General features: G+C 61.5%; 13 protein-coding genes and 1 pseudogene. 4 read left to right on the forward strand and 10 right to left on the reverse strand.

The genetic code is table 11. The annotated features are described in order from the left end of the window. Nucleotides 1-365 precede the first annotated feature (365 nt). From repC to SM765_RS19915, 4 genes are all read right to left on the reverse strand, one after another. Nucleotides 366-1577 (reverse strand): plasmid replication protein RepC, encoded by a 1212-nt coding sequence (repC, locus tag SM765_RS19900; protein WP_368981746.1) that lies wholly within the window; start codon nucleotides 1575-1577, stop codon nucleotides 366-368. Nucleotides 1578-1790: 213 nt separating this feature from the next. Continuing rightward, nucleotides 1791-2720: a plasmid partitioning protein RepB gene (gene repB, locus SM765_RS19905; protein ID WP_368981747.1), complete on the reverse strand. Its 930-nt coding sequence runs from the start codon at nucleotides 2718-2720 to the stop codon at nucleotides 1791-1793. Continuing rightward, the gene (gene repA / locus SM765_RS19910; protein ID WP_048535388.1) at nucleotides 2704-3897 is read right to left on the reverse strand and encodes a plasmid partitioning protein RepA; all 1194 of its coding nucleotides are present in this window, start codon (nucleotides 3895-3897) and stop codon (nucleotides 2704-2706) included. Before repA ends, repB begins: the two co-directional genes overlap by 17 nt. Nucleotides 3898-4031: 134 nt before the next feature. Then, a complete protein-coding gene (locus SM765_RS19915) occupies nucleotides 4032-4913 on the reverse strand; it encodes a recombinase family protein (RefSeq protein ID WP_368981748.1) in 882 nt (293 codons plus the stop codon). Between the two features lie 228 nt (nucleotides 4914-5141). On the opposite strand from SM765_RS19915, the pseudogene SM765_RS19920 reads away from it, so the two are divergent. Beyond that, nucleotides 5142-6222, forward strand: a pseudogene (locus SM765_RS19920) (helix-turn-helix domain-containing protein). Nucleotides 6223-6387: 165 nt separating this feature from the next. On the opposite strand, the gene SM765_RS19925 reads toward SM765_RS19920, so the two are convergent. Next, entirely contained in the window at nucleotides 6388-7245 is an 858-nt protein-coding gene (locus SM765_RS19925) for a MurR/RpiR family transcriptional regulator (protein WP_368981749.1), read from the reverse strand. Nucleotides 7246-7346: 101 nt separating this feature from the next. Between SM765_RS19925 and SM765_RS19930 the strand changes: the two genes are divergently transcribed. Both SM765_RS19930 and SM765_RS19935 read left to right on the forward strand, forming a co-directional pair. Then, entirely contained in the window at nucleotides 7347-8099 is a 753-nt protein-coding gene (locus tag SM765_RS19930; protein ID WP_368981750.1) for a COG4280 domain-containing protein, read from the forward strand. Next, entirely contained in the window at nucleotides 8096-8308 is a 213-nt protein-coding gene (locus SM765_RS19935) for a hypothetical protein (RefSeq protein WP_368981751.1), read from the forward strand. The genes SM765_RS19930 and SM765_RS19935 overlap by 4 nt, the downstream gene beginning before the upstream one ends. A 38-nt stretch (nucleotides 8309-8346) precedes the next feature. Here the strand turns inward: SM765_RS19935 and SM765_RS19940 are convergent, their stop codons facing one another. Then, the gene (locus SM765_RS19940) at nucleotides 8347-8604 is read right to left on the reverse strand and encodes a hypothetical protein (RefSeq protein WP_368981752.1); all 258 of its coding nucleotides are present in this window, start codon (nucleotides 8602-8604) and stop codon (nucleotides 8347-8349) included. Between SM765_RS19940 and SM765_RS19945 the strand changes: the two genes are divergently transcribed. Continuing rightward, nucleotides 8596-9255 (forward strand): undecaprenyl-diphosphatase, encoded by a 660-nt coding sequence (locus SM765_RS19945; RefSeq protein WP_368981753.1) that lies wholly within the window; start codon nucleotides 8596-8598, stop codon nucleotides 9253-9255. The genes SM765_RS19940 and SM765_RS19945 overlap by 9 nt on opposite strands. Nucleotides 9256-9270: 15 nt before the next feature. Here SM765_RS19945 and SM765_RS19950 read toward each other — a convergent pair whose 3' ends face one another. The 4 genes from SM765_RS19950 to SM765_RS19965 are packed head-to-tail and all read right to left on the reverse strand — an operon-like array spanning nucleotide 9271 to nucleotide 13257. After that, nucleotides 9271-11361 (reverse strand): LssY C-terminal domain-containing protein, encoded by a 2091-nt coding sequence (locus SM765_RS19950; RefSeq protein WP_368981754.1) that lies wholly within the window; start codon nucleotides 11359-11361, stop codon nucleotides 9271-9273. A gap of 20 nt (nucleotides 11362-11381) precedes the next feature. Beyond that, nucleotides 11382-12695 carry an APC family permease gene (locus SM765_RS19955; RefSeq protein WP_368981755.1) on the reverse strand — a complete coding sequence of 438 codons (1314 nt, stop codon included), beginning with the start codon at nucleotides 12693-12695 and terminating at the stop codon, nucleotides 11382-11384. 9 nt (nucleotides 12696-12704) lie between these two features. Next, nucleotides 12705-12878 (reverse strand): hypothetical protein, encoded by a 174-nt coding sequence (locus SM765_RS19960; RefSeq protein WP_368981756.1) that lies wholly within the window; start codon nucleotides 12876-12878, stop codon nucleotides 12705-12707. After that, entirely contained in the window at nucleotides 12871-13257 is a 387-nt protein-coding gene (locus SM765_RS19965; RefSeq protein WP_368981757.1) for a DUF302 domain-containing protein, read from the reverse strand. Before SM765_RS19965 ends, SM765_RS19960 begins: the two co-directional genes overlap by 8 nt. Between the last annotated feature and the right edge of the window lie 194 nt (nucleotides 13258-13451).

Here is a 13451-nt window from a genome sequence, read left to right on the forward strand (position 1 = left end):
ATAGCGTAGAGCCAATTGTTGAGGGTATTCATCATCAGATCTCAGACATCGAAAAGGGCAGGGGGCCGCGGAGGCGCGCAACTGCTAGGTTGGCTGCAGCGCAACGCTCTGTATGTTCTTCGCTAGCCGCCTTTGCGCTACTAGCAGCGATGGTCACCAGCTGAGGTTTTGCCATGATGATCGGGATGCCCTCGTCATCAGAGCTTCGCCGGGACGAAGGCGAAAGCCACTTTCACGATCTCAAATACCGCCACACCTCAACCCCCTAACTTTTCTCTCTCGAACACCGTTTGTGTGCCGAGAGCCCACTTAACAGCTGTTAAGTTATGCCATGCCAGCCGCACGAGATCGGAGTTTAACAGCTGTTAAGCCGCGTTCCGCCGGCCAATCAATGCCATGACCATTGGGCCACAGGAAAACTCGCCTGCCGCAGCTTTGGCAGTCAGAGCTCGCAAGTATCCACCAGGCGATCTTATATCGGCGAAGCGTTCCAGCATGGCAGCAACGACGATCGACGCTTGCTCCGGACCCATGAACCGCTGTGCTTCTTCCCATGCAGACGCACTGATTCCCATGGCTGGCCGCACATGGCACGCCGCATCGAAGAGCTGATGCCAATGCCGGATCTCACCTTGGTAGAAGGTCTTAAGCGAGGGACATGCCGCGATCACTAGGTGCAGCGGGATCTTTGGCAGGTGTCTTGTGTCCTGTTCATCGACGTCAGCCACAGGCTCATCCGTGTCCATATCTGGCACACCCGCCACCACCCCGCTTTTTTCTAAAGCAGGTTCAAGATCTATAGATTCTTTATTTGAATTATGATGGTGACGCTCAGAATGGGCATCATTGGTGTTCATTTCTTCTGTTTCAGGGCCATCAATGATGTTGCGTGCCTGGTCAAGGAGAGCTTCAAGGTCGGCTCGATAGGCCGCGAGGTCCTCAATTGAAAGCTTGCGGCGAAGCGCGCGGGCTGTGAGTGCAGCCTTGTCGCGAAGCTGATCCCAGAAGCCTAGGCCGGGCTGTATCTCGTCTCCGAACTCGGCGAGGGCCGCGAGGTCGCGTCGCATGAGGCTTACGACCTCTCTCAGGCGCCTGACGCGCTCCTCAGCCTCACGTACGGCCTCTGCGGCCCGTGCTATCTCCTCTGACTGACAGTAGAGCGGGGAAAGATCGAAGCCAAAGGCAACGCGATCTTCGCCGTGCTTGCGGACGTAACGCTTCCCATTGGGGCTATCGCGCCGCTGGAGCAAGCCAGCCTCGACAAGACGCGCGAGGTGACGACGCATCGTGGAGCAGGGCATACCATTCAGGCGCTCACAGATCGCCTTGTTCGAGGGGAAGACGACCATCTCGGCGTTCCCGCCAAGCGCATCGTCCGGAAAGAAGCTGAGGAGCCCCTGCAAAACCGTCAGATCACGTTCCGAGACCCCAAAGGCCGCTTGCGCCTTGGAGAGCTCGCGCAGGAGTTCCCACTTGTTAACGGGTCTGGCTGGAACAGATGCCTCGGGTCGCTCAATGACGCGCAAATGGGCGTGCGAAATCGGCCGCATAAACGGCGAGATTGGTGTGTACTCCATGAAAATGTCCACGAAGACAAAAATTCCAGGGCCCGCGAATCGCTTTGCGCTTGCGGGGTAGGGGCCAGAACGCTACATTCAGAAGTGCGAAAACTGAGATTTTGTAGCGGGCTGATCCCGGTGCGAAACCTTACAAAGGTCTCGTGAAGCTAGCTTCTCGGGGCCTTTTTCTTTTTGCCTGTATCGTGCCTCCTTCTTGTTGGTTGCTCTTCCTCAGTCTCCTGAACGCTTCCAGCGCTCATGAAGCTCGGTAATCAGCTTTGGGGCGTTGCCCTCCAACCAGCTGATAAAATCAGGTTCATCCGTAGTTAGATCAAGTTTGAGCTGCTTGCCTTGGCGGCCGGTCTTGACCGTCGCAGCTCCAACACCGGGGATCGCCAAAGCAGGCACACCCTTTCTAGACGGGCTTGCTTTCTTCTCTGCTCTTTTCGCAGCTGCCAGAACTGCGAGAAACGCACGCTCAGAAACCTCATCGACCGAGCCGGAACTTTCGGACTTGGCTGCATGAGCTACGGCTTGCAGTTGGTCTCGATCACCGTCGTAGGCACCTAAAGCCTTTTTGAGCTCTTCCCATCTCGGGCGACCAATCCCGGGAGCCGCACCAATTGCCTGGATGAGTTCCTCGCCGACCGTCCGAACGACACTCAAGAGTTGTGAAACCCCAGCTTCGTGGAGGTTAAGGACTTCGGCGACACCTCGATTGGTGCGCTCAGCCCCTTCCAAATGATCACCGTCCAGAAGTGCCGTCGCAACGAGCGCACGCTCAATAAAGCTCAGATCACGACGCTCTTGGTTCTCGAGAAGCTGATCTCGAAGCGCTTGATCACCCTCAACCTCTGTGACGATGGCTCGAACTTTGATACCGAGTTCGCGACATGCTTCTAAGCGTCTGCGGCCATAGATCAGGTTGTAGCGATCGCCTTCCAGTGGGCGGACCAAGACAGGCACACGCTGACCGTTCTTGGAAATAGAGTTCTTCAGGCCCTCAACTTCAATCTGAAGCCTGTCATCCAACCGTCCTTCGGTAACAATCTGCGCCGGATCGATCTCAAAAACACCGCCACGCAGTCGGCGCCCTTCAAGAGCGTCAGGAGCGTTGCGAAGGGTCTGCAGCGGCAGGCCAAGTTTAGGCTTTCTTGCCATTCCGCCCCCATGTGTTCTGGATGATTTCAGCGATCTCATCGTTCACTGCGTTCATAGATTCGATCGCACGATCAAACGTCTGACGCGTGAAGTCCCTCTTGTCAGCTTCGTAGAGCGTTTGCTTGGTCAAGCCGGCATCAGAAATTGCAGTCGATTCAACCATGTGATTGGTCAGGACCGACCTCCCAAACAGCCCGCGAATGAAGGCGATGACTTCGGTTTGTGGCGCGTCGCCGACTTTGTATCGCGTTGGCAAGAAGCGCAGCCAATCGAAGCGCAGATTTGCGCCTGCATCCCTGATTACTCCAAGGAGATCCGCCGTCATTCGCAGGAATTGGGACATCGACATAAGGTCAAGCATCTGCGGGTGAACCGTCACGAGGACGCCCGAGGACGCGGAAAGTGCTGACATCGTCAAGAAACCAAGCTGCGGCGGGCAGTCGATCACAACAACGTCGTAGTTCGCTTCAACACTATCGAGTGCGTCATGAACTCTCGCGAAGAACGCTTTCGCTCCGCCTCGCTGGATAGCAGCAGGCGTCTCGTGCTCGAACTCCATGAGTTCAAGGTTGCCTGGGATGAGATCAAGGCCGCGAATGTAAGTCTTGCGGATCACTTCGGAGATCGGAACCGGATCGTCGTAGCGAACGGCATCATAGAGGGTTCCGCCCTCCATGAGGTCGAGTTCTGGCTGGATTCCGTGAAGAGCCGAAAGAGATGCTTGGGGGTCGAGATCGATCGCAAGAACTCTGTACCCCTTGAGCGCCAAGCGCTGAGCGAGGTGAGCAGACGTCGTCGTTTTGCCGCTTCCGCCCTTGAAGTTCACCACTGAAATGACTTGAAGCTCGTCACCGTCGCGACGCCCAGGCACGTAAGTTCCAGACTTTTTTGCGTTTCCTTCAAGCGTCTGCCGGATTTCCCAGATATCGTCGAGCGTATAGCGGCGATGACTTCCAGCCGTCGTCTCGACGTCAACGATCTTTCCTTCTCGATGAAGCTTCCGAAGATAGGTATGGTCGACACCAAGGAGTTCAGCAGCTTCGCCGCTGGTCAAAGTGCGCATCACCTTCTTTGCATCCGGTGGGAAGTGTGCAGCGCGCTGAGCATGCAGGTTCGACGCGAGAAGTTCCGCGTAGTGCCCGATGGCGATATCTAGATCCTGTTCTGCTTCGCTCATGTCTGCCCCGATCCGTGGGCGCGTTTTTTATGTGACCGCGCGTTATTTTTCGAGACTATTGCCCGACCAACCAGATTCGTGCAAGCACTTTCTAGATTTAGTGGCAATCCGTCAGGCCAACACAAGTGTCGTGTTCAGAGGAGCCCCAACTTTTCCGCACGCTCAAGCAGCATTTTGACCGAAGACGGCTGCCAGCTAGTGCGGCCTCGAGGGGTGCGCTCACGCATCGATTCCAGCCGGTCGCAGATCGCCTGCAGTGTGATTTCCGGGTCCGAGCCTTTGATGGCAGCCACGATAGCTGGCAGGCGGTCATCGGTTTCGCGGCGTCCGGCGCGGCCAAGCACTTCATCTAGCAGAAACCCGTCGCGGACATAGGCTTTCACAGCACGGAGTAGGCGGCTTCGGGTCCAGTGCCGGTCGTGGGGCAGGGGGCCATTAATGATTCGCAAGACATCTTCCCAGGCCATATCCGGCCGTAGGCGTCGCACGTGGGGCACCCAATCCTGCGCGGTTTCGTTCAGGCGCTCCATGTAGCCGTCCTGTCGTGCCAGCCGCACCTTGCGCAGCGCGGCGGGGTCTTTGGTGCGAAGCCCAGGATTGCCACCAACGCGCCCTTTGGCGCGCGCAGAGGCAAGCCCGGCCTTTGTGCGCTCACGTATTAGCGCGCGCTCGAACTCAGCCGCGGCGCCCAGAACCTGCAATGTGAATTTTCCTTGAGGGGAGGCGGTGTCGATTGGATCCTGCAGCGAGCGGAAGAAAGCTCCCTTGGCCTCCAGACGTTCGATCACCTCCAGTAAGTGCGACAGAGACCGCGCAAGCCGGTCGATCCGCACGACGACCAGCGTATCGCCGCTCTGGACGCGTTCGAGCACCCGCGCGAGCACAGGACGCGCGCGATTGCCGCCTGAGGCGTGCTCTTCGAAGATCTCGACGCATCCCGCAGTTTGCAGGGCCTCAGACTGGGGCAGGGGGGTCTGATCCTCTGTCGATACGCGGGCATAGCCTATCAGGGGCATGAAAACGGGGCCGTTTGCAATTTCATATACCGTTACTAAAAGACCGCTTTTAAACGAATGCAAGTAGGTGCTCTCTCGTCGCGCTCGTCCAAAACCCCTTGGTTTCCTTGTGCTGAGCGCGATCTGAGAGGTTTCACCGGCAGTCGCGCGCGCAGACTATATAAAGAGCGAAGGCAACCGCCACAAAATCACTTGGATAATGTGCAAAAGAACAGTATTTTGCACATTATCCAAGCATCCGCTTTAAATGATGATTTCAATGACCCCCTCATCAACATCGAGGAGGATGAAGAGGCCCACGAAGAGGATCTCTGGTTTCTGCCGGGACCACTTGAAGAAGAACCAGATGATTTGCCTCCTGGGCCACGGGCGGAACCGCCCGACACTGCTGTCATCGAATACTGGGCAAAGGCAGAAGGCGTTCACGCTGCGCGACTGGCACGGGTCGCTGGACGCCTGGGTGCTCTGGATGACCGGCTGCTGCGTGGCCCGGAAGGCTGGCGGCATCGCCTCGCTCTTATCGAGGCAGCGGACCTCAGCTGGTTCGCAGGGGATCGGGTGAGTTCTGATCGTCTGGCGCTCTGGGTGTCGATGCGGCTCTCGGGCGCACAGGATGACCCAAATGCCCTGGCAAGGGTTGGATGGGCTGTTCGGCGCCTGACAGGCTGTTCGGCGCCTGACAGGCGGTCCCGGACCAAAAGTCGACTTGGCCGCATTCCTGGATCGCCGCGACCCCGAAAACATTGAAGACAGCACCGAGCGTTTCGAAGATCGCGCGGGTGGATGGCTGGACGTAATGACAGCCGCGGTCGATCTCCACCCAATCACGCGGGCATGCATGGGCTTTCATCTCTGGAGCCTGGTCGGCTTCGGACAGCACGGCGAACAGATCGAAGCCGCCGTCACCGCGTCCAGGATCGCGGCCAGCGATGGAAGCGGCGCCACCTTCGCACCGCTAGCCATGGGCGGGGCAGGGGGGCTGCGTGTTTCGGGCTTGCCACCCGAACGTTTGGTCCGCTGGTTGGATGGGATGGACAGCGCAATTCTAACGGCGATGCGTCACTTGGACGATATCGAAGCTTGGGCGGCGCGGGCGGAGGCAATGACTGCCACGCTTTCGGGGAAAACGCCGCCAGCATTACGCCAGGTGCTGACGGAGTGGCCACTTGTCTCCGCGCCAATGATCGAGGCAATGACCGGCACGAGCCGGGCCGCAGTTCAGCGCAACCTGACGTGGCTAGAAAACAAAGGCTTGGTCCGGGAAGTCACAGGTCAGGGCCGCTTTCGGATGTGGCGGGCCGCTATCTGACACCGTTCCGTGCGTCAAAATAGGCCAACGTTCCATTTCGTCGGCATAGAGGCGCCAAGGCTTCGAACTATTGTGCGCTAACATCAACTGCCCAGTTGCCATGTAGAAGCGACAGGCTTCAAAAGCCTCTCTCAAGCGTAACTTTTCAGTAGGCGCCCGAAGATTTCACAATCCCATGCCTGACCCCGAAAGCGCCTCGCGGGCGGCATTCAGATCCTCAAGCGCCGCCTTCATCCTGTCGGGTTCGGCCGCCGAAATCGCGAGGAGGAGCCCCTCGAGCAAGGCGAGCGTACCCGCGTGCAGGCCGAAACCGCCTGTGCGGCCGCGGGGCACGCGCACGAGGATGCTCGCGCGCGGGTCGGGAAGGCGCGGCCCGTTCGAGGTGATCAGGAGGGAGCGAAGGTTCAGGCGTGAGGCCCGGTCGAAGAGAGCCCGCACCTCGAGATAGGGGCGATCATAGGCCAGGGCCACGACTGCGTCGCCGACGCCAATCCCCACGAGATCGTCGGCAAACTGCAGGCCGGTGCGCGACAGGGCTCGCGCGTCGAAGCCGAGTCGCCCCAGCTGCGCCGCGAAATACCCGGCGATGAAACCCGACGGCCCGATTCCGAAGACGTGGATCCGGCGCGCGGCCATGAGCGTCCCGACAATGTCCGAAACCACCGCGTCCTCCAGCGCCTCGATGGCGTCCAGCGATGCGCGCAAGGCATGTGCCGATGTCTGCAGGCCCGGGACCGTGCCAGGCTGCGCCAGTTCGCTCGCCATGCGGTCCGCCAGCGTCAGGTCGCGGCGCAGATCCTCGGCCAGGGCGTGGCGCAGATCGGCCAGCCCGGCATAGCCGAGCTTGCGCGCGGTTCGGATCACGGTGGCGTCGCTGGTCCCCGCTGCTTCGGCGATCTCGGCGGCCGAGGCATGCAGGGCGGTCTCGCGATTGCGGGCGAGCCAGTCGATGAGGCGCGATTCGACAGGCGAAACCGCCGCGTCGAGGGTGGAGATCCGGTCGGAGAATGTGGCCTTGCTCATGTTCACTACATACCTGTTGTAAACGCTACAAGCAAGATGTAGTGATTACCACAAGCGAGTCGCAACCGGATCGCAGTCAAGCGCAAGATGGGGAGGATCTCATGCCGCCGGATTTCTGGACTGTCCTGTTTCCCGCCGTCACGGCGGCCTTCCTCGCCTCGATCGTCGAGGTGGTGGAAGCGTTCACCATCGTGCTGGCCGTCGGCACCACGCGGGGATGGCGACCGGCCATCGTCGGGACCGCGGCGGCGCTCGCGGTCCTTGGCCTCGTCGTCCTGATCCTCGGGCCGGCGCTGCGATTCATCCCGATCCAGGCCCTGCAACTGGTCGTCGGCATCCTGCTGCTCCTGTTCGGCATGGGCTGGCTCAGGAAAGCCGTCCTTCGCTCGGCCGGTGTCATCGCCTTGCATGATGAAACCCTGGCCTATGACGAGGAAACCGCGGAGCTTCGCGCGCAGACGGGGTCGCCGCAGACATTGCAGTGGATCGCTGGGATCGCCGCTTTCAAGGCGGTGCTGCTGGAAGGGCTTGAGGTCGCCTTCATCGTCGTCGCCGTCGGCGCCGGCAAGGGTCTCTTGTGGGAGGCTTCGCTCGGCGCTCTGGCGGCTTGCGCTCTCGTCCTGATCGTGGGCGCAGCCGTTCATAAGCCGTTGTCGAATGTACCAGAGAACACGCTGAAGTTCGGTGTGGGCGTCATGCTGTCCGCCTTCGGTGTCTTCTGGACCGGCGAAGGGCTGGGCGCGGAATGGCCCGGGGCCGATCTTGCGCTCTTGCCTCTGGCGGCGCTGTTCCTGCTGTCTGGCATCAGCCTTTCGCGTCTTGCACGCACCACTTACGGAAGCAGCCTCGCATGACCATCCTCGGCGACGTCTTCAAGGAACTTCTCAAGATGTTCGTGGCCGACCTGCGGCTCACGCTGGCGGTCCTCGGCGGTGTGGTTCTGGTGGCCATCCTCATGGACAGGGGGGTACTCGGACCCATTGGCGGAGGTCTGGCGCTCGCTGCCGGGTGCGTGCTGGTGCTCGGCGAAGCGGTCCTGCGCGAGGCTCGGAGGCGCAAGTGACTTTGGCAGCGTTTTGAAAGCGGCCAGAAGCGGTTTCTTCAGTTTGCACCGAGGTGCACCGGCCTTCCGTCCTTGCCCCATTCGGGCAAGCCCCCGTCGAGACAGCGGGCGATGAGCCCCTTCCGGCGCAGGGCGGCAACGGCCTGGTGCGTATAGACGTAGTAAGGGCCTCGGCAATAGGCAACGATCTCGGCGTCGGGGGCAAGTGTCGTCGCCGGAAAAACGGCGGCGATCCTTTGCAACATTTCTTGTTTGTCGCGCCCACATATCCGAAATATGAACCCTTCATGGATCATCTCAATCTCATCCTGTTTTCCTATCTCAATGGGCCCGCCACCCCGGGATTTCTGGAACTGGGCGTTGCCCGCCTCGCCGCCGAATGGCTGATCTGGCTAGTCGCGATCGGCCTTGCGCTCGGCTATCTGCGGAGCGGCCGCGCCGGGAGGGTTGCGATCATACGCACCGGGATGGCAGCGGTGGTTGCGTTGGCGGTCAACTTCACCATCGCGGCGCTCTGGTATCACCCACGACCCTTCGAGTTGGGCGTGGGCCATCAGCTCTTGCCGCACGCAGCGGAGACGTCGTTTCCTTCTGACCACGCGACGGTGCTCTTCGCCGTGACCTTCGGGCTGATGGCCTTCGGCGCACGGCGCATCTGGTGGTCGCTTGCCCTGTGCTCTGCCCTTGCGGTCGCCTGGGCGCGGGTCTGGCTCGGCGTTCACTGGCCGCTTGACATGGTCGGCTCGGCCGGGGTCGCGGCGGTCGCCATTGTTGTGCTGCGGGGCATCGCCCGATACCCGGTGATGGCCAAATTCGATCAGGTCATTCTTGGGCTGACCGACGCGGTTCTTGCGTTTCTGCGCGTTCCGCCGAATCTGGTGCCCCGGCTCGCGGACGGCACGCACCCGATGGCGGAACAAGCTGTGGGGCAAGAGTCGGGTGACTGAGGCGTCGATCCGAGGTCATTTCAGCGTGACCACGGCCGTCTTGCCATCGGTGAACCAGGGGTCTCCGGCGACTGATATGCCCAGCCGCGCCTTCGAGAGTTGCAGCATCTCAAGCGGTGCGACGACGCCGGCGTTCCGAAGGTCGGTTACAAGCGTGTCGCGTTCCGCATCCACGTTGGGGTCGATGTGATGCAGAAGCAGCCAGTCGAGCCCGTCGTCGAAACTCGCGGCCCCGATGAACAGGCGCAGGCCCCCGGGCGTGACGAAGTTCGAGCGCCAGAAGCGGACGTGGTGGCGCTTGCGGATGGTCTTGTCGGGGGTGGGCTTCTGAAACGCGATGTCATTGGGCTGGCCGCGCCAGAAGTAGGGCGTGACGGGGGCGGTGTCGTCCTCGAGCCCCGTCACGAGCGCCCAGCCGGCGCGGGCAAGCGTGCCGAGTGTTGGCTTTTCGGCCTGCTTCCATCCCGTCCTAGTCATCGCGGCCGTGAGCGCTGCCTCGTCGCGGGCGAGCAGGATCGCGTTCACCGGCTCAAGCGGCGTGCGGATGATCGACTCGGTCGTATTCGGCGCCTTGCCCGAGGCGAACAGGTCGGCGATGTCAGCGACGGTCTCTTCGGCAGCCTGCGCCACCACCACGTTGCGCGCCTTGTCATAGGTGGCGATCTGCCAGCCGGCGAAGAGGACGAGCACGACCGCTAGGCCAATGCCCCCGGCGCGCATTGCGCCCGGATCGGGTGAGGCTGCGCTGCCGCGCGTCTCGCGCCACCATTCGCCAAGGGCGATCCCGATCAGGAGCCACAGTGTACCGACCAGCCAGCCGTTCAGCACATCCGTGAGGTAATGCTCGATGAGGTAGAGCCGGCTGAGCCCGATCACGAAGGCCAGCGTTGCGGCCAGAAGCGCCGCCATGATCGGCCCCAACCGCCCCAACCGCCAGACGGCGAAGAAAAGCATCCCGTAAAGGGCGACCGAGATTGCGGCATGGCCCGAGGGGAAGCTGCCGGATGTCTCGACGAAATATGCCAGCTCCGGGCGGGGGCGATCGAATATGCGTTTCAGCAGCGCCACGGTCACCACGTTGCCGGCGACCGAGGCTGTGAGCCCCAGCATCAGGTCCGGGCGGCGGCGCAGCCACAGGCCCGCCAGCGCCGCGACCATCAGGCTGGCTACCACCCGCCAGTCGCCGAGCGCGGTGACATGGGCGGCGGTCTTCAGAAGCCAGGGCGTCCAGAAGGCGTGGATCAGGTTGGCCAGCCGCGTGTCGGCCAGCACGATCGGCTCGGCCATCAGGAAGTCCAGCGCCGATCCTGCCCAAATCACCAGGATGTACAGGATTGCGCCGCCCAGAAGCGTCGCCGTCAACCCCGAGGCGCGCGAGGCATCAAAGCGATGGGCAATCAAACCGGCGAGCTTGGGGTGCCGCGCGCTCCAGGCCGCCACGTCGGGGTTCGTGGCGACGGCCTGCGCGATGGAACGCAGGATCGACAGCACGAAAGGCAGCATCCGCTCGATACGGATGATGAGCCACCACAGCACGGCCAACAGCAGCAGAACCGCGCCGGCGAAGATCGCCAGTCGCGTGGCGATGGGGCCGATCCGGGTGATGACGTCGCCGAGAAAATAGCCGAACGCGACGTGCCCCAGCGCATAAGGAAAGCCCGAGAAAATGTTCCAGATCAGGAACTTCCGCCGCTCCATGCCCGCGACTGCCGCCGCGAAAGGCACTAAGCCTGAGACAGGCCCCGCGAAACGCCCAAGCACCAGCGCCAGCCCACCATGGCGCCGAAACAGCCGCTCCGCCTTCAGATAGCTCGGCGAATTCTCGGGCTTCCAGCGGGTGTTCATCCCGCGCCGCGCCCAGACGCCCGCCCAATAGCTGATTTCACCGCCCAGGATCGAGCCGATGGCCACGAACCAGGCAAGATCGAAGAAGTCGATCGCGCCCTGCTGCACCAGGATCCCGCCAGAATCGACGACGAGCGTGCCGGGCACGAAGACGCCGGTGGCAAAGAACGCCTCCAGCATCGAGGCCAGCCCGATGATCCAGTAGGACCACAGTCCAAGCGCTTCCAGCGAGGGCAGGATCTGATCAAGCGTGTGGGGCATCCCGGATAGGCCTTCTTTCGTTAATTCCCGGTCGTCTGCTGGCCCGGTGTCCGCGCGGTAACCTTGCGGCCGGTCACGGCGTGCAGTCCCGTTTCAACGATGAAAGACAGCGTAATAAAGCCGACAATCCACAACAGCAATCCCGGATTTGTGGTGCTAAGATGCCAGCCGCCAAGCGTCACCGCCACCGCGTTGGCCAGCACCGCCAGCCAGATGAGGCCGCGCGATGCGCCGGTCTGATCCAGAAGCCGCAGATGCCCGATATGGGTCACCATGTGGATGAAAAGCATCGTCAGCGCGCCGATCACCGCAATGGCCGACAGGTCGAAAAGCACGACTAGCAGAACGATGGTGGCGGAGCTGACGATCAATCCCTCGCGACTGTGCCCGATGGGCTCGCCGAAGATCGCAGGAAGCTCTCCCTTGCGAGCCATTTCGTAGGTCACGTTGGTCACGGCATATAGCGCGGCGTTGATTGCCGAGGCGGTCGAGAATAGAGCGGCGACAGCGACGATGGTGAACCCGGCTTGACCAAAGACCGGTCGCGCTGCCTCTGCCAGCGCATAGTCCCGCGCAGCGACCACCTTTTCTGGTGGCAGGTTGCCGAAGACGGCAATGGCGAGCGCTACATAGATCACCATGACCAGTCCGATCGCCGTCATGATCGCGCGCGGCAGGGTACGCGCCGGATCTGCCATGTCCTCGGCGGCGTTGGTGATGACGCGGAAGCCCTCGTAGGCAAAGAAAGTGATGGCGACACTATAGAGGATCATCGGGGCAGGTGGATAGCTCGCCGGCGCCAGTTGCGCCGGATCGACAAAAATCAGCCCGATGGCTGCGAAAGCAACAAGAACCGACATCTTGATCAGAACGACGATGTTTTCTGCCCGCGCCATGGCCTTCGCACCGCCGAGATTGATGACCATGAAGGCGAGAATCACAAGGGCCGCCAGAACGGACACCATGATCTGCGGTGTGCCGACAGGCATGAGCGCCACCGCATAAGTGCCGAAGGTGCGCGCCACCAGCGACACAGCCACCAGCGCGCCCAGATACATCGTTACGCTCATGGTGCCGGAAAACCGGCCCACTCCGTAGGCTTGCACCAGGTATTCGACCAACCCGCCGGCGGCAGGGTAGCGGGCGCCGAGCCGACCGAAGGAATAGCCCGACAGCAGCGCGATCAGGCCGCCGATCACGAAGGAAACCCACACCGCGCTGCCGACAATGGCACCGGCAGCGCCAAGAAGCGCGAAGATGCCCGCCCCCACCATCGCGCCGATCCCCATCGCGACGGCGGACCAGAAAGATACCCGTTGTCCTGACTTGTGCATATCTCTTACCTACTTTCCGATGATACCGCGGGTGCCGCTGGCGATCAGCAGGGCGGCGTCCTTGAGCGCGGTCAGTGCCGTGACCCCGCGCGGGACCGCGACGAAGCGCGACCGCCATTCGGGGTCAAACTTGTTCTTGAAGGCGCGCAGGCCTTCGAACAGGCTCCCGCCGTCTTCAGGCATTATTCACCACGCGCGCCAGCATGTCGCGCACCTGCCCGGCGACGCGGGTCAGGTCCGGGTTGTCGATCGCCTGCATCGAGGCAACCGGGTCGATGGCCGAGACCTCGACGCCGCCGTCGACTTCGCGCAGGATCACGTTGCAGGGCAGCATCGCACCGACGCGCGGCTCCATCCCCAACGCCTGGTGCGCCATCTTCGGGTTGCAGGCGCCAAGGATGCGATAGTCGGCCATGTCCTCGCCCAGCTTCTTCTTCATCGTCGCCTGAACGTCGATCTCGGTCAGCACGCCGAAACCGGCCTCGGTCAGCGCCGCGCGCACGCGCTCGTCAGCTGCGTCCATGGTCGCGCCGTCGAGTTTTCGATCCATCGTATAGCTCATTTCCAATCTCCTTCTTTCTGCGTCACTTGCGCAGGTAATTCATCAGTGCGGCAATCGCCAACACCACGAGGACAATGATCAGCAGCATCCAGATGCCGCCGAACCCCATGCCAAAGCCCATTCCAGTACCCATCTTGCTATTCCTTTGTGATTTCACGGCAATTCGGATTGCTGTGGTTCTTTTCGTTACCTGG

The organism is Pseudophaeobacter sp. 1A09344 (assembly GCF_041008745.1).
Lineage (GTDB): Bacteria > Pseudomonadota > Alphaproteobacteria > Rhodobacterales > Rhodobacteraceae > Phycobacter > Phycobacter gallaeciensis_A.

Bases quoted from the DNA above. Each gene is read 5' to 3' on its own strand.
- SM765_RS19955 (WP_368981755.1), bottom strand. From the start codon at position 12,695: ATGCACAAGTCAGGACAACGGGTATCTTTCTGGTCCGCCGTCGCGATG.
- SM765_RS19940 (WP_368981752.1), bottom strand. From the start codon at position 8,604: ATGATCCATGAAGGGTTCATATTTCGGATATGTGGGCGCGACAAACAA.
- SM765_RS19950 (WP_368981754.1), bottom strand. From the start codon at position 11,361: ATGCCCCACACGCTTGATCAGATCCTGCCCTCGCTGGAAGCGCTTGGA.
- SM765_RS19965 (WP_368981757.1), bottom strand. From the start codon at position 13,257: ATGAGCTATACGATGGATCGAAAACTCGACGGCGCGACCATGGACGCA.
- repB (WP_368981747.1), bottom strand. From the start codon at position 2,720: ATGGCAAGAAAGCCTAAACTTGGCCTGCCGCTGCAGACCCTTCGCAAC.
- repA (WP_048535388.1), bottom strand. From the start codon at position 3,897: ATGAGCGAAGCAGAACAGGATCTAGATATCGCCATCGGGCACTACGCG.
- SM765_RS19960 (WP_368981756.1), bottom strand. From the start codon at position 12,878: ATGCCTGAAGACGGCGGGAGCCTGTTCGAAGGCCTGCGCGCCTTCAAG.
- SM765_RS19925 (WP_368981749.1), bottom strand. From the start codon at position 7,245: ATGAGCAAGGCCACATTCTCCGACCGGATCTCCACCCTCGACGCGGCG.
- SM765_RS19945 (WP_368981753.1), top strand. From the start codon at position 8,596: ATGGATCATCTCAATCTCATCCTGTTTTCCTATCTCAATGGGCCCGCC.
- repC (WP_368981746.1), bottom strand. From the start codon at position 1,577: ATGGAGTACACACCAATCTCGCCGTTTATGCGGCCGATTTCGCACGCC.
- SM765_RS19915 (WP_368981748.1), bottom strand. From the start codon at position 4,913: ATGCCCCTGATAGGCTATGCCCGCGTATCGACAGAGGATCAGACCCCC.
- SM765_RS19935 (WP_368981751.1), top strand. From the start codon at position 8,096: ATGACCATCCTCGGCGACGTCTTCAAGGAACTTCTCAAGATGTTCGTG.
- SM765_RS19930 (WP_368981750.1), top strand. From the start codon at position 7,347: ATGCCGCCGGATTTCTGGACTGTCCTGTTTCCCGCCGTCACGGCGGCC.